A 14,565-nucleotide genomic window follows, 5' to 3' on the forward strand; every position below is an offset into this window, starting at 1 on the left:
TTAGTTAATAATTAGATACTATGAAAGATTTTTTTTTATTGTTTTTAATTAGCAAAAACTACAATGATTTTACAAAATTTGAAATTCTATTTGCTAAATCTTCATTGACATTTACTAGAGGTAATCGCACTGTATTTTCAGATAACCCTAGTGTTTTATGGATTTCTTTGATACCCGCAGGATTTCCTTGTTCAAAAATCATATCAATAACATCGGCTAATTGATAATGAATTTTATAAGCCTCATCTACCTTTCGTTCTAAACCTAAACGAACCATGTCGGAAAACTGTCTTGGAAAACCTTCTCCTATCACCGAAATAACACCACTTCCACCAGCTAAAACCATTGGCAAAGTAACCATATCATCGCCAGAAATTACTAAAAAGCCTTCGGGCTTTCCTTGAATTAATTTCATAGCTTGCACTATATCTCCAGCGGCTTCTTTTATAGCTACAATATTTTTAAAATCAGTAGCCAAACGAATTACCGTTGCTGGAAGCATATTACTTGCAGTTCTACCAGGAACATTATACAAAATAACTGGTACTGGAGAAGCTTCGGCAATAGCTTTAAAATGGTGATAAATACCTTCTTGAGTAGGTTTATTGTAATAAGGAGAAACCGAAAGAATTGCAACAAAATCAGAGAAATCTCTGGTTTTCAGTTCTTCTACAAGTTGTAGGGTATTATTACCACCTACGCCAAGCACTAAAGGCAGTCTTTTTTGGTTTGCCGATAGTATTGTTTGAATCACTAATTCCTTTTCTTCTTGACTTAAAGTAGCGTTTTCAGCTGTAGTTCCTAAAACTACAAGATAATCAATTCCATTTTCAATTTGAAAATTTACAATTCTGGTTAACGCTTCTGTATCTACAGAAAAGTCTTTTTTGAATGGGGTTACAAGTGCAACTCCAGTTCCTATTAATGATTGCATAGTTATAGTTTGTTAAGTATTTTTAAATATTTAAATAATTCGGAAACAAAAACTTTATAATTTTCGGCATTAGTATCCACCATAAAATGGTTTAATCGTTTATCTATGGAAGTAAAACCAACTTTAAATTTTGCTTTAGAAAGATGGGTAACTAGCAACAATGCAGATTTTTCAATATCGTAATAGCTAATTAACAAATCTAAATCTTGCTGAATAAATTCAGAAACTTCCTTTTTATCAATTGTGGCAATCCAACTTAAGTTTTTGTAAGAAAAAAAAGGACTATCAAAAGTTTCATTTTTCTTAACCACATTTTTAAAAACTAGTGTAGTAATATTCTCTTTTAAAATTCCATTCGTTATTAGTTCTTCTATTAGCGCTTCTTTTTCATAAAAATAGGTTTCATCAAAAACAATTCCGACTTTTTTAATAGGAGAATTACTTGCCAAATGCTTTACATTTAGTAACTTTTTCTTAACAATTTTTTTTGTCCAAAATTCCTTAATTTTATTCCAAAACATAGTACTTTTACAAGATTACAAATTTAACTGATTTTAGTCGTATAATAATGGTAAAACTAAAAAACTATACCGTTGTAATGAAACATTTTGTTTTATTATTAACATTTATTTTCCTAACAGCTTGCTCAAGTCATCCGTTTTATGTTTCTAAAATTGAGGGAAAGAAAATTAGCATTAGCGACAAGCAAACTGGAGTTTCTGAAATTGAAAACTACATCAAACCATACAGAGAACACATTGACAAGGATTTAAGCGAAGTTTTAGCTTATTGCCCAGAAACCTTAGAAAAATCAAACGGAAAATGGCAAACCAATATTGGTTGTTTTCTTGCCGATATTACTCTTGAAAAAAGCAATCCTATTTTCTTACAAAGAGAGCATAAATCAATTGATGTCTCTTTTTTAAATCATGGCGGAATTAGAACTATTATCCCAAAAGGAAATGTTACTGCTAGAAATGCCTACGAAGTGATGCCTTTTGAAAATAGTGCTGTAGTAGTTGGTTTAAAACAAGAACAAATTTTAGAAATTGCCAATTATATTATTTCCGAAAAGAAACCGCATCCGTTAGCAGGAATGACATTTACAATATCTAAAGACAACCAACCTATTAACATTTTGGTGCAAGGTAAACCTCTTGAAAAAGACAAGATTTATTATGTAGTTACTTCCGATTATTTATCCAATGGTGGCGACAATATGAACTTCTTTAAAAATAATGTGGAAAGACACGATTTAGACTACAAGCTACGCAACATTATGATTGATTATTTTAAAGATGTGGATACCTTGAAAATTAATAACGATATAAGAATCACTAAAGAATAGCACTATGAAAAGAAGAGATTTTATTCAAAAAACAGCTGCGAGTTCTGCTTTTTTAGGCTTAACGGGTTTTTCATTAAGTAGTTTTAAAAGTGAAAAAGTAAAACATATCACCATCCTTCATACGAACGATGTACACAGTTATATTGATGCCTTTCCGGCAGACCATCCTAGAAATCCTGGAATGGGTGGTGTGGCTAAAAGAGCTGCCATCATTGAAACCATCCGAAAAGAAAACAAAAATGTTCTTTTATTAGATGCTGGAGATATTTTTCAAGGAACACCTTATTTTAATTATTATGGCGGAGAATTGGAATTCAAATTAATGAATATGATGGGTTATGACATTGTAACCCTTGGAAATCATGATTTTGATAATGGAATTGAAGGTTTGCTTTCGCAAATGCCAAATGCTAAATTTGATTTTGTGTCCAATTATGGTTTTAAAAATACCGTCTTGGATGGCCATGTAAAACCTTACAAAATAACGCATGTAGATGGTGTTAAAATTGGAGTTTTTGGATTAGGCATTGAATTACAAGGCCTAGTAGACAAGAAAAACTGCAAAGAAACGGTTTACAACGACCCTATTGAATCGGCTACGGATATGGCACGAATTCTTAAACACGAAAATAACTGCGATTTAGTTATTTGCTTATCGCATATTGGGTATAACTATAAAGAGGATCCGAATAAAGTTTGCGATCTTATTCTTGCCAAAAAAACTAAAAATATTGATTTGATAATTGGAGGGCATACCCATACATTTTTAGACAAACCGGTAATTGAAAAAAATCTAGACGGAAAAGAGGTACTAATTAACCAAGTAGGTTGTTACGGATTGAATTTAGGGCGTATTGATTTTTATCTTACTTCCGATAAAGAAATTGCAAGCCAAGGAAAATCTATTTTGGTGTAAACATTGATTTATTTAAACAATACAAGGGTAATGCAATTTATGCGTTACCCTTTACCATTTCTACAAAATCCTTTTCGGAAATTATTGGAATTCCTAGTTGGTTGGCTTTTTCCAATTTAGCAGGACCCATATTATCGCCTGCAATAACAAAATCGGTTTTGGCAGATATCGAACTCGCCACTTTACCACCATTGTCTTCAATAGCTTTCTTTAATTCGTCTCTGGAAAATAGTTCAAAGACTCCCGAAACCACGAAGATTTTTCCAACTAATTTATCCGTCGCATTGGGATTGAATTTTTCCACTAATTCCAATTGAACCCCAAAGTTTTTTAGGCGATCAATAATTTCACAATTTGTTTTGTTTTCAAAAAACTCTATAACGCTTTGGGCAATGCGTTCGCCAATTTCATCTACTAGAATCAAATCCATAAGCGATGCTTGACGTAAGGCTTCAATAGATTTATAATGTTTGGCTAATTTCTTAGCAACGGTTTCTCCAACATAACGAATTCCGAGAGCAAACAAAACCCGTTCAAACGGAATTTCTTTCGATTTTTCGATGCCATTAACTAAATTCTCAGCACTTTTTTGGGCCATTCGTTCCAATGGAATTACTTGATCTACAGTCAATTCATACAAATCGGAATAGTCTTTAACCAATCCATTTGCATAAAGCAAAGCAACTGTTTCACCTCCCAAACCTTCTATATCCATGGCTTTTCTGGAAATATAATGCTGTATTCTACCTATAATTTGTGGCGGACATCCATAAAAATTAGGACAAAAATGATTGGCTTCTCCTTCTTTTCGAGTTAGTTCGGAATGGCATTCTGGGCAATGGGTAATGTATTTTGTTGGTTCTGCTTGAGAACCTCTTTGAGCAACTCCAATTATTTTCGGGATAATCTCACCTCCTTTTTCTACAAAAACAGTATCCCCTACTCTAATGTCCAGTTTTTCAATTTGGTCTGCATTGTGCAACGAAGCACGTTTAACGATAGTTCCTGCTAGCTGCACCGGCTCTAAATTAGCAACTGGAGTTATTGCACCTGTTCTTCCAACTTGGTACGAAATAGAATTCAAAACGGTAGTGACTTGTTCCGATTTAAATTTATATGCAATAGCCCATCGAGGGGACTTAGCAGTGTAACCCAATTCATTTTGCAAATTAAAATCATCTACTTTTATTACTACACCATCCGTTTCATAAGGCAAATCGTGACGGTGTACATCCCAATAATTAATGAATTCAAAAACTTCTTCCAGATTTTTTGCCAATTTAGATTGGGTAGGAACTTTAAATCCCCAATTTCTAGCAACTTCCAAGCCTGTATGTTGTGTAGAAAAAGGTAAATTGTTTCCAATAATAAAATACAACAAGCAATCTAATGGTCGTTTGGCAACCTCGGCACTATCTTGTAATTTCAAACTTCCTGAAGCCGTGTTTCTAGGGTTGGAATAAGGTAGTTCACCAATATCCAATAATTCCTGATTCATTTTTTCAAATCCTTCTAAAGGCAAAATAATTTCTCCACGAATATCAAATTTAGGAGGATAATTTCCGGTAAGCTGCAACGGAATAGACTTTATCGTTTTAATATTATTCGTAACATCATCCCCTTGAAATCCATCGCCACGGGTAACTGCTTTTAATAGTTTACCGTCTTGGTAAGTGATGGATATGGATGCACCGTCATATTTTAGTTCGCAGGTATATTGCAAAGGAACGTTTCCTAAAACCTTTTGAATTTTAATTTCCCAATCTTGCAAATCTTCTTTAGAGTACGAATTGTCCAACGAATACATTCGATTTTCGTGCACTACGGTTTGAAAATTTTTAGTAATGGTTCCTCCAACACGTTGCGAAGGAGAATTAGCATCAAAATATTCAGGATGTTTTGCTTCTAAATCTTGTAATTGTTTTAGTTTTTGATCAAATTCAAAATCGGAAATTGTAGGCTTATCCAACACATAGTAGTTGTGGTTGTGCAGGTTAAGCTCCTCTCGTAACTCTTGAATTTTTTGTAGAATTTCCATAAAAAAATAATGGCTAAATTAGTTCGTTTCGCGTACTAAAATAGCCATTTATTTTGAATTTAAAAGAAAAAAAATTATTGAATAATCGTACTTATTTGAACATACAATTGGCCATCGCTTAAAATAGCACCTTCGGTTATTAAATTAAAAATAGCAGCATTGCGTTCTTCTTGGTATTCTTTTTTACCCAAATGCATTTCTACCGTTTCCGTAAATAAATTATCGCTCAACCAAACCATACCTTCTTTAGCCATAAAATCTACATCGGTAACTAAGGATTTTATCACCATCGATTCAATTAATTTCTCTTGACAATGGAAAAGAAAAATATGATTTTTAGAAAAATGTTCTAAATATTGTGCGTTGGTTAAGACATTATCCCAAATTAAATCGGAGAAAACATCCAGCTGCTGTTCGGCAACTTCTGGAGTATTGGTTTTTATGGTATCCCATTCTTTTTTATCAATAGACTGGGTTGCTAAGAAGGTTGCAAATTCCTGATGCAGTTCTTCAAATTGTTCTTTGGTTAATCTTTTGTATTTCATAATTGAGTTTATGAGTTTAGAAGTTTATGAGCTTAGAAGTTTAACATACTTCTAAAATACATTTTTATGCTTGGATTAGAATACATTGTTCTTCGAAAATAATTAAAAAAAAATCCCGATTTGCATCGAGATTTTTAATTTAGTATAATGAGATATTAAACCTCAGCTACAATTTCGTAAGGTAATTCAACTACTACATCTCTGTGTAATCTTACAGAAGCTGTGTATTTACCAGTACGTTTAACAGTACCGCTAGTGATGAATTTTCTTTCGATAGTTTGTCCTGCTTTTTCTAAAGCTGCAGCGATATCGATATTGGTAATAGAACCAAATAATTTTTCACCACCTGCTTTTGAAGTAATTTTAATATCTAAAGCTCTTAATGCATCTGCAATTTTGTTGGCATCTGCAACTACTTTAGCTTCTTTATGTGCTTTTTGCTTCAAGTTTTCAGCTAATACTTTCTTTGCAGAAGGTGTTGCTAATTGAGCAAATCCTTGTGGAATTAAGAAATTACGACCGTAACCAGCTTTTACTGATACGATATCGTCTTTAAATCCTACGTTTTGAACGTCTTGTTTTAATATAAGTTCCATGTTGTTGTCCTTATTATAGAAGTTAGGTTCCCTTTTACGAGAAACCAACAACTGTTGATTTTAAATTATTTTAATAAATCGGCTACATACGGCATTAAAGCTAAGTGACGCGCTCTTTTTACAGCAACGGACACTTTTCTTTGATACTTCAATGAAGTTCCTGTTAAACGACGAGGAAGAATTTTTCCTTGTTCGTTAACGAATTTTAATAAGAAATCTGCATCTTTATAATCAATATATTTGATTCCAGATTTTTTGAAACGACAATACTTTTTAGTTTTGTTAGTCTCTATGTTCAAAGGCGTTAAATATCTAATATCTCCGTCTTTTTTTCCTGAAGCTGATTGTTGTAATGTTGCCATGATTAAGCTTTTGCTACTTTAAGTTTTTCTCTTCTTCTTTCTGCCCAAGATATTGCATGTTTATCAAGACTTACAGTCAAGAAACGCATAACTCTTTCGTCACGTCTAAATTCAGTTTCAAAAGCAATTAATACTTCTGGTGACACTTGGAATTCAAATAAATGGTAAAAACCACTTTTTTTGTTTTGGATTTCGTAAGCTAATTTTTTTAAGCCCCAATCCTCTTTGGATACCATCTTTGCTCCTCTACTTGTAAGAAAATCTTCAAATTTGCTTACTGTTTCCTTTACCTGAACTTCAGATAAAACGGGATTTAAGATGAAAACAGTTTCGTAATGATTCATAATAAATATGTTTTTAATTATATAAAATTGGGTGCAAAAGTAACAATAAATTATTAATAAACAAGCGAAAACCAATATTAATCGCTAAAGGACTAAAAAAATCTACAAACATTAGGTAGAACTAAAAAAAAAAAATACTTTAGCGTATCAATATCAAAAAGTTGTATAAATAATGAAATTAAACTGTGTAGTTGTTGACGACAGTTCTTTACAGAGAATAGTCATTACAAAATTGGTTAACAATCATCCAAATTTACATTTAGTAGGTGATTTTTCAAATGCCATCGAAGCAAAAAATTGCATTACCGTAAATTCTGTAGATTTAGTTTTACTAGATATAGAGATGCCCATAATTAATGGGTTTGATTTTATTGATGGATTAAAATTAAAACCTCAAATTATCTTCATTACTTCCAAAGCGGAATATGCATTAAAAGCATTTGATTACAACGCTACCGATTACCTTCAAAAACCTCTTTTATTAGAACGTTTTAATGCTTCTATAAAAAGAGCGATGGATCTTTATTTAATGAAACGGGAAAGTATTGAAGAAGAAGGAGATCATATTTTCATAAAAAGTAATCTGAAAAAACTTAAAATATTCACTAATAAAATTAAATGGATTGAAGCTTATGGCGATTATGTAAAAGTAGTTACCGAAGAAGACACAAACCTTGTCTTATCAACTATGAAGTCTTTTGAAAAAGATTTGCCTTCCGAAAAATTTATAAGAGTTCATAAATCCTACATCATCAACATAGGAAAGGTGGAGCGCTTTAATAGCAAGTTTGCAGAAATTGGCAAGACCAAAATTCCGCTGAGCAGAAATAAAAAAGAAGGCTTGATTAAAGCCTTAGCAATAGATCAATAATAATCTACGTTTGCAACAACTTTTATAACTCTATATTGAGCAATAGCTTCAAAACTATTTAGAATTTTCTGAATAGTTTTTTTTGTATTTAACAAAGAACCGTTTTGCGGAATTTTTATCATAATAGTTCTAATATATTCATTGCGGATTCTATTAATTCCTGGTTCTTCTGGACCAAGCACAGGCATTTGCAAATTTTGCTGCACTACTTGGTACAACCACATAGATCCTTCTTTTAATTTATCGAAATCCTTGTGTTTTAAAGTAAGTTTTATCAAACGAAAATACGGCGGATACCTGTAAATAAGTCTTTCATAGAGTTGTTCTTTATACATTCCTTCGTAATCATTATGAGTAACCTGCTGGATTACATTATGATTAACATTATACGTCTGGATAATAACTTTCCCACGTTTATCTGCTCTTCCTGCCCTACCCGCTACTTGAGTCATCATTTGGAAACTTCGCTCAAAAGCTCTAAAATCAGGATGGTACAGCATCGTATCGGCATTCATAATTCCAACCAAAGTAACGTTGTCAAAATCCAATCCTTTGGCAAGCATTTGGGTTCCAACCAAAATATCTATTTCTCTATTTTTAAAACTATCAATTAATTTTTCAAAACTATATTTCCCGCGAGTGGTATCTTGATCCATTCGTTTGATGTTTTTGGTGGGAAATAATTCTGCTAATTCCAATTCAATTTGCTCGGTACCAAAACCTTTTGCCGAAATATCAACACTAGAACAGGCATGGCAATTGGTAGGTTTTGCAATAGAATAGCCACAATAATGGCATCGCAATTGGTTTTTGAATTTATGATAGGTCAAACTCACATTGCAACTGGTACATTGCGGAATATGTCCACAGGTAGTACATTCCAAAACAGGAGAAAAACCACGTCGATTTTGAAAAAGAATAACTTGTTCCCCCAAACTTAAAGTGTCGGTAATTGCCTCAATTAAAGTAAGACTAAAATGTCCTTTCATTCTTTTTTTGAAGTAATTTTCTTTTAAATCTACCAATTCTACTTCGGGCAAAGGCGCTTTACCAAAACGTTCTTTAATGGAAATCATTCCAAATTTTCCAGATTGGGCATTAAAATACGTTTCAATACTTGGTGTTGCCGAACCTAATAAAACTTTTGCTTTTTGGGCTTGCGCCAAAACTATTGCCGCATCTCTTGCGTGGTATCGTGGTGCCGGATCTTGCTGTTTAAAGGTTTGCTCGTGTTCTTCATCAATTATAATCAAACCTAAATTGGAAAAAGGCAAAAATAAAGCCGACCTCGCTCCTATTACAATTTTTGCTTTATCCGATTTTTCTAGAACTTGGTTCCAAACTTCCACCCTTTCGTTATTGGAATATTTCGAATGAAAAACAGCAACTTCATTTCCAAAATGCTGCGTTAATCGAGAGACCAATTGGGTAGTAAGTGCAATTTCGGGTAACAAATACAATACTTGTTTGCCTTGCGCCAAATAATCTTCAATAAGTTTGGTGTAAATTTCGGTCTTTCCGGAAGAAGTTACTCCATGCAAAAGCGAAACTTCTTTAGTTTTAAAACTTTCTCCAATTTCAATATAAGCCTGCTGTTGCGCCTCACTTAAAACTAGATTTGTCTCTGTTTTATTTCTATCAAAATTTACTCGGTCTTGTTGTAAATGGTATTCTTCAAAAATATTTTTATCAATTAATGCTTTAATTACCGCTGACGATGCTTGAGAAACTTCCGTTAATTGTTTTACCGAAATTGGCTTTTTTTGCTTCGCCAGTTCGCTTACGCTTGTGCCTTTAGCATTCAACTGAAAATAATGCATCAGTAAATCCTTTTGTTTGGCTCCTTTTAAAGAATCCAATAATGCCATCAAATTCGCATCGGAAGTATAATCCTCATGCAAACGGATGTATCGAATTAACTTTGGTTTGTATTCTTCCTGCATTTCTTCTTGCAAGGAAAGTATGTTTTTGTTGAGCAGTTTTTGAACAATAGGAAAAATATTTTTCTTGTTCAGAATTGCCATAATATCTTGCACTTTCAACGAACTTTGCTGTTGAAGTGCTTCGTAAATCAAGAATTCATCATCGGATAATTCGTTGACTTCAATAACAGCATCTTTACTAGGTGAGATTATAGTTTCGCTTTCTAAAATAAAAGCCGATGGCATTGCACCTCGATACACATCTCCAATCGAACACATATAATAAGAAGAAATCCATTGCCAATGGGCTATTTGAAATTCATTTACAATGGGTTTTTCGTCTAATATCTGATGGATTTCTTTGGCTTCGTATAATGTAGGCGGCACCTGATGGAGGTCAATTACCAAGGCCGTATATATTTTGCTTTTGCCGAAAGACACCGCAACACGCATTCCTTTTTGAATATAATTATACTCGGCTTCCGAAACTCTGTAGGTGAAAGTTTTTGGTAATGAAAGCGGTAAAAGTACTTCGATGAAATGCATTTTAAGTTTTGGGTTTATTGTATATTGTTTATTGTTTGTTGTTTGTTGTTTGTTGTTTGGAGTTTATTGTTTGGAGTTTTCAGTTTTCAGTTTTCAGTTTTCTACATACTAATTACTGCTTATTGTTTCCAATTCTCTTTCGTGTTTTTGCTTTAATCGATTGATGGTAGCATTTAGTTCAAATCCTAAAAGCAGAATCATACTGTTAATCCATATAAAAAACATTACAATTAATAAGGTTCCAATAGAGCCGTAGAGTTCATTGTATTTGGAAAATTTAAGAACCCATATTCCGAAAAAATAAGAGGTTACAATGGTTAAAAGGGTAGTGAATACCGAGCCTATCGAAATAAAAGAGCGTTTTCTGTCTTGTTTGGTTCCGAATTTAAACAATAAGGAAGTGGTAATAAGAATCATTAAAACCACAAAGGCATACCTTCCCATTTCTATTAACGGGATATTATCGGACAACACATCTTGAATTTTTGTTTTTTGAATGAAAACTTCAAATATTACTATGGCTGCAACAGTTATTATCAAAATTAATGAAAGTATGATTGACAATCCCAAAGAGATGAAATATTGTCGGAAATATTTACGTTTTAAGGTTACGTGATGCGAACTTTCAAAACCTCCTAAAATAGCATTAACGCCATTTGCCATAAGGAAAATAGCCATAAAAAAACCTGTAGATAATAAGCCCGAATGGCTGTTGTGTAAGATATCGTTTAATATTTTAGATACGGCATCAAAGGTGGTTGGAGGCAAACTTTGATGTACAAAATTCATGAAATCTTCTTGAAACCCTACTATCGGTATGTAGGGAATTAAGTTTAAAATAAATAAAGCAAACGGAAACAGCGCCATAAAAAAACTGAAAGCAATGGCGGTAGCACGATAGGAAACCGCACCTTCTACAATTCCGATAATGTAAAGCTCCAATAAATCATAAAGCGATAAGCCGTGTAACCAAGGTAATTTTATAGATTTACCTAGCAGGACTAATTGCCTCACTATCGGAATTTTCATTAATTTATCTTCAATTTCTATACTCATATTTTTATTTCCAAAAAGATACTTGCATTTTGATTAAATTGCTTTCAAACTCAAATCCATGTTGTAAACCGAATGGGTTAAAGCACCTGAGGAAATATAATTTACTCCGCATTCAGCATATTCACGAATAGTTTTTTCATTAATATTTCCGGAGGATTCTGTAAGACATTGGCTACCTATTAAAGCAACTGCAGTTTTAGTATCTTCAAAATTAAAGTTATCAATCAGTATTCTATAAACACCATCGTTTTGTAGGATTTCTTTTATTTCATCTAGATTTCTAGCTTCTACAATTATTTTTAAATCCTTGTTATTGGATTTCAAATATTCTTTGGTTTTGGTAATTGCATTGGTTATTCCACCTGCAAAATCAATATGGTTGTCCTTTAGCATAATCATATCGTACAAAGCAAAACGATGGTTTTCGCCACCACCAATAGTCACTGCCCATTTTTCGCAAGCACGAAATCCTGGAGTTGTTTTTCTAGTATCTAAAATTTTGGTGTTTGTACCTTGTAGAATATCCACATACTTCTTGGTTTTAGTAGCAATAGCACTCATTCGTTGCATCGAATTAAGAACCAAACGCTCCGCTTTCAGTATGGATTGGGAACTTCCGGAAACATAAAAAACCACTTCACCATGTGTAACCGAAGCACCATCTTGAATAAGAGTTTCTACCTTTAAATTAGCATCCACAAAATTAAAAATCATTTTTGCAAATGCTACTCCAGCAATAATTCCGGCATCTTTCACTAATAGTTTGGCTTTTCCTTCTGCCGAAGCAGGAATACAAGACAAGGAAGAATGATCGCCATCGCCTACGTCTTCGCGAATAGCATTTTGGATTATTAATTGGAGTTCGTTTTGAAATTGTATTTCAGAAATCATAATCGTAATTTGAAATGCTAAAATAATTAAAAATCTTGATTAAAAAGTAGATAAAAAGGTAAATTGATTTAAAGTTTCTAAAATTAAAAATACACCTCCAATCAAAAAAAAATATACATGTTATAGGATTTTTTAAAAAAAATATTTATATTTACCTATTAGCAATTTATAAAAATACTAACCATGGCAAAAAGTCAAGACGCAAAGAAAACAGAAAAAAAAGAACCTCTTAAAACTGCAAAAGAGAAGAAGGAAGAAAAAAGAATTAAGAAAAATACTCCTAAAAGAGATTAAAACAGTACTCCTCAATTGTATTTCAGTTGGGGAGTTTTTTTATTTCAAAAAACCAAGTAACAATTTCCATCCTTTCTCGTCTTATTTTAAAATAATATTCCTTGGAAACAATACTATCAATAAAAAATCTGCACAAGCGTTACGGCAAAGTACATGCTGTGAATAACGTATCATTTGAAATACTAAAAGGAAATGTCTATGGCATACTTGGCTCTAATGGCAGCGGAAAATCGACGACTTTAGGAATTGTATTGAATGTTGTCAATAAAACCTCGGGAGAATATTCTTGGTTTGATGGCGCTATGCAAACGCACGAAGCCTTGAAAAAAGTTGGCGCTATTATTGAACGACCAAATTTTTACCCCTACATGACGGCAGAGGAAAATTTGAAATTAGTTTGCAAAATTAAAGGCATCGATTACTCTAAAGTTACCGAAAAACTAGAAGTTGTTGGTTTGCTAGAGCGAAAAGACAGCAAGTTTAACACCTTTTCTTTAGGGATGAAGCAACGATTGGCAATAGCATCGGCATTGTTAAACGATCCTGAAATATTGATTTTAGACGAACCTACTAATGGTTTAGATCCGCAAGGAATTCATCAAATTAGAGATATTATCAAGCACATTGCAAGTCTAGGAACTACTATTTTATTAGCATCGCATTTATTGGATGAAGTAGAAAAAGTATGTACTCACGTTGTGGTATTACGTAAAGGAGAAATCTTATATTCTGGAAATGTAGCAGGAATGGCGTCTGGCAATGGCTACATTGAAGTGCAAGCAGCAAATACAAAAGCATTAATTGCAGCACTAGAAACTTACCCACTCATTGACCGTATTACCGAAGCTAATGGAAAAGTAGAAATATATTCGAAAACCGATATCGATACTGCGCTTTTAAACCATTTTTTGGTAGATAAATCTATTTACCTCAACCATTTAGTGCAACGTAAAAATAGTTTGGAAGATCATTTTTTACAATTAACTGGTAAATAAAAGCAAAAGAACTCTTTATTCTAAAACAAAAAAAATGAAACGATTACTCTCTATAGAATTACAAAAAATATGGAAAAACAGAGCCGGCAGGGTATTAACTATTACTTACTTTGGGTTACTTAGTTTAATTGCTTTGGTGGCTTCCATAAAATTTGATGTTGGTCCGATTCACATTGACATTGCCGATCAAGGCGTTTTCAACTTTCCTTTTATATGGCATTTCAACTCGTTTATTGCTGTGTTTGCCAAAGTATTTTTTGCAATAATTATTGTGTCGATGATGTCTAACGAATACAGTTATGGCACTTTGAAACAAAACTTAATTGATGGCATGAGCAAACAGGAATTTATTGCATCTAAATTCATTACAGTGGTAGCATTTTCGTTAGTTTCTACCATTTTTGTGTTTCTGATATCCTTAATTTTAGGTTTGGTTTTTTCATCTTATACCGAAGTGGGAATCATTTTCTCAAGGATGGAATATTTAGTAGCCTATTTTGTAAATCTGGTTGGTTTTTTTTCCTTTTGTTTATTTATAGGAATACTAATAAAGCGTTCGGCTTTTGCTCTAGGATTTCTATTTATTTGGTTTCTAATGGAGTGTTTCCTGGTCTATACGAAATTTGGATGGAGGCATTCTTTCAATAGATTCTTACCATTAGAATCCATGTCACAACTATTAATTGAACCCTTTACCAAACTATCGGCAATAAAAAACATCAATTCCCAAATTGGAATAATAAATGTAAAAAATTATGATGTTCATTTCACAACCATCCTAATTGTTTTAACATGGACTGCTATTTTCGTTTATTCCTCTTATTTACTTTTGAAAAAAAGAGATTTGTAGCATTTTAAATACCTAATAAACTGCATTTTTTTTCTAGTATTTTAAAAGTAAGACCTA

Annotated in this window: 15 protein-coding genes; 5 read left to right on the top strand and 10 right to left on the bottom strand. The window is 32.7% G+C overall.

The genetic code is table 11. The annotated features are described in order from the left end of the window. Positions 1-58: 58 nt before the first annotated feature. Together dapA and ACIQ2J_RS05590 are read right to left on the bottom strand one after the other, a co-directional pair. The gene (gene dapA, locus ACIQ2J_RS05585) at positions 59-934 is read right to left on the bottom strand and encodes a 4-hydroxy-tetrahydrodipicolinate synthase (RefSeq protein WP_396167412.1); all 876 of its coding nucleotides are present in this window, start codon (positions 932-934) and stop codon (positions 59-61) included. Between the two features lie 2 nt (positions 935-936). Continuing rightward, positions 937-1,455, bottom strand: coding sequence for a DUF6913 domain-containing protein (locus tag ACIQ2J_RS05590; protein ID WP_396167413.1), 519 nt, complete (start codon positions 1,453-1,455; stop codon positions 937-939). Between the two features lie 47 nt (positions 1,456-1,502). Between ACIQ2J_RS05590 and ACIQ2J_RS05595 the strand changes: the two genes are divergently transcribed. After that, positions 1,503-2,282, top strand: coding sequence for a 5'-nucleotidase C-terminal domain-containing protein (locus tag ACIQ2J_RS05595; protein WP_396167414.1), 780 nt, complete (start codon positions 1,503-1,505; stop codon positions 2,280-2,282). 4 nt (positions 2,283-2,286) lie between these two features. Further along, positions 2,287-3,198, top strand: a complete 912-nt coding sequence (locus ACIQ2J_RS05600; protein WP_396167415.1) for a bifunctional metallophosphatase/5'-nucleotidase — start codon at positions 2,287-2,289, stop codon at positions 3,196-3,198. A gap of 37 nt (positions 3,199-3,235) precedes the next feature. On the opposite strand, the gene ligA is transcribed toward ACIQ2J_RS05600, so the two are convergent. The 5 genes from ligA to rpsF form a co-directional block, all read right to left on the bottom strand. Beyond that, a complete protein-coding gene (ligA, locus tag ACIQ2J_RS05605; protein ID WP_396167416.1) occupies positions 3,236-5,236 on the bottom strand; it encodes an NAD-dependent DNA ligase LigA in 2,001 nt (666 codons plus the stop codon). Positions 5,237-5,310: 74 nt separating this feature from the next. Beyond that, the gene (locus ACIQ2J_RS05610; protein WP_396167418.1) at positions 5,311-5,781 is read right to left on the bottom strand and encodes a DUF6495 family protein; all 471 of its coding nucleotides are present in this window, start codon (positions 5,779-5,781) and stop codon (positions 5,311-5,313) included. A 155-nt stretch (positions 5,782-5,936) separates the two neighbouring features. Beyond that, positions 5,937-6,377 (bottom strand): 50S ribosomal protein L9, encoded by a 441-nt coding sequence (gene rplI, locus ACIQ2J_RS05615; RefSeq protein ID WP_396167419.1) that lies wholly within the window; start codon positions 6,375-6,377, stop codon positions 5,937-5,939. Between the two features lie 65 nt (positions 6,378-6,442). After that, a complete protein-coding gene (gene rpsR / locus ACIQ2J_RS05620) occupies positions 6,443-6,739 on the bottom strand; it encodes a 30S ribosomal protein S18 (protein ID WP_007138295.1) in 297 nt (98 codons plus the stop codon). Positions 6,740-6,741: 2 nt separating this feature from the next. Then, on the bottom strand, positions 6,742-7,083 hold the full coding sequence (rpsF, locus tag ACIQ2J_RS05625; RefSeq protein WP_353083631.1) for a 30S ribosomal protein S6: 342 nt from the start codon (positions 7,081-7,083) through the stop codon (positions 6,742-6,744). Positions 7,084-7,255: 172 nt separating this feature from the next. Between rpsF and ACIQ2J_RS05630 the strand changes: the two genes are divergently transcribed. Continuing rightward, complete coding sequence (locus ACIQ2J_RS05630; RefSeq protein WP_396167420.1) at positions 7,256-7,954, top strand: LytR/AlgR family response regulator transcription factor; 699 nt, start codon at positions 7,256-7,258, stop codon at positions 7,952-7,954. Here the strand turns inward: ACIQ2J_RS05630 and priA are convergent. The 3 genes from priA to nadC all read right to left on the bottom strand — a co-directional run bounded on the left by priA (position 7,948) and on the right by nadC (position 12,369). Next, positions 7,948-10,422 (bottom strand): primosomal protein N', encoded by a 2,475-nt coding sequence (priA, locus tag ACIQ2J_RS05635; protein ID WP_396167421.1) that lies wholly within the window; start codon positions 10,420-10,422, stop codon positions 7,948-7,950. The genes ACIQ2J_RS05630 and priA overlap by 7 nt on opposite strands. A 108-nt stretch (positions 10,423-10,530) precedes the next feature. Then, positions 10,531-11,478 carry a YihY/virulence factor BrkB family protein gene (locus ACIQ2J_RS05640; RefSeq protein WP_396167422.1) on the bottom strand — a complete coding sequence of 316 codons (948 nt, stop codon included), beginning with the start codon at positions 11,476-11,478 and terminating at the stop codon, positions 10,531-10,533. A 33-nt stretch (positions 11,479-11,511) separates the two neighbouring features. Next, on the bottom strand, positions 11,512-12,369 hold the full coding sequence (gene nadC / locus ACIQ2J_RS05645) for a carboxylating nicotinate-nucleotide diphosphorylase (RefSeq protein WP_396167423.1): 858 nt from the start codon (positions 12,367-12,369) through the stop codon (positions 11,512-11,514). A 395-nt stretch (positions 12,370-12,764) separates the two neighbouring features. Between nadC and ACIQ2J_RS05650 the strand changes: the two genes are divergently transcribed. Both ACIQ2J_RS05650 and ACIQ2J_RS05655 read left to right on the top strand, forming a co-directional pair. Next, on the top strand, positions 12,765-13,658 hold the full coding sequence (locus ACIQ2J_RS05650; RefSeq protein WP_396167424.1) for an ABC transporter ATP-binding protein: 894 nt from the start codon (positions 12,765-12,767) through the stop codon (positions 13,656-13,658). Positions 13,659-13,692: 34 nt separating this feature from the next. Next, on the top strand, positions 13,693-14,508 hold the full coding sequence (locus ACIQ2J_RS05655) for an ABC transporter permease (RefSeq protein WP_396167425.1): 816 nt from the start codon (positions 13,693-13,695) through the stop codon (positions 14,506-14,508). Positions 14,509-14,565: the final 57 nt, after the last annotated feature.

Source organism: Flavobacterium sp., from assembly GCF_044357305.1.
Classification (GTDB): Bacteria; Bacteroidota; Bacteroidia; order Flavobacteriales; family Flavobacteriaceae; genus Flavobacterium.

Bases quoted from the DNA above. Each gene is read 5' to 3' on its own strand.
- ACIQ2J_RS05640 (WP_396167422.1), bottom strand. From the start codon at position 11,478: ATGAGTATAGAAATTGAAGATAAATTAATGAAAATTCCGATAGTGAGG.
- ACIQ2J_RS05595 (WP_396167414.1), top strand. From the start codon at position 1,503: ATGGTAAAACTAAAAAACTATACCGTTGTAATGAAACATTTTGTTTTA.
- ligA (WP_396167416.1), bottom strand. From the start codon at position 5,236: ATGGAAATTCTACAAAAAATTCAAGAGTTACGAGAGGAGCTTAACCTG.
- priA (WP_396167421.1), bottom strand. From the start codon at position 10,422: ATGCATTTCATCGAAGTACTTTTACCGCTTTCATTACCAAAAACTTTC.
- ACIQ2J_RS05630 (WP_396167420.1), top strand. From the start codon at position 7,256: ATGAAATTAAACTGTGTAGTTGTTGACGACAGTTCTTTACAGAGAATA.
- rpsR (WP_007138295.1), bottom strand. From the start codon at position 6,739: ATGGCAACATTACAACAATCAGCTTCAGGAAAAAAAGACGGAGATATT.
- ACIQ2J_RS05610 (WP_396167418.1), bottom strand. From the start codon at position 5,781: ATGAAATACAAAAGATTAACCAAAGAACAATTTGAAGAACTGCATCAG.
- ACIQ2J_RS05655 (WP_396167425.1), top strand. From the start codon at position 13,693: ATGAAACGATTACTCTCTATAGAATTACAAAAAATATGGAAAAACAGA.
- rplI (WP_396167419.1), bottom strand. From the start codon at position 6,377: ATGGAACTTATATTAAAACAAGACGTTCAAAACGTAGGATTTAAAGAC.
- ACIQ2J_RS05600 (WP_396167415.1), top strand. From the start codon at position 2,287: ATGAAAAGAAGAGATTTTATTCAAAAAACAGCTGCGAGTTCTGCTTTT.
- nadC (WP_396167423.1), bottom strand. From the start codon at position 12,369: ATGATTTCTGAAATACAATTTCAAAACGAACTCCAATTAATAATCCAA.
- rpsF (WP_353083631.1), bottom strand. From the start codon at position 7,083: ATGAATCATTACGAAACTGTTTTCATCTTAAATCCCGTTTTATCTGAA.
- ACIQ2J_RS05590 (WP_396167413.1), bottom strand. From the start codon at position 1,455: ATGTTTTGGAATAAAATTAAGGAATTTTGGACAAAAAAAATTGTTAAG.
- dapA (WP_396167412.1), bottom strand. From the start codon at position 934: ATGCAATCATTAATAGGAACTGGAGTTGCACTTGTAACCCCATTCAAA.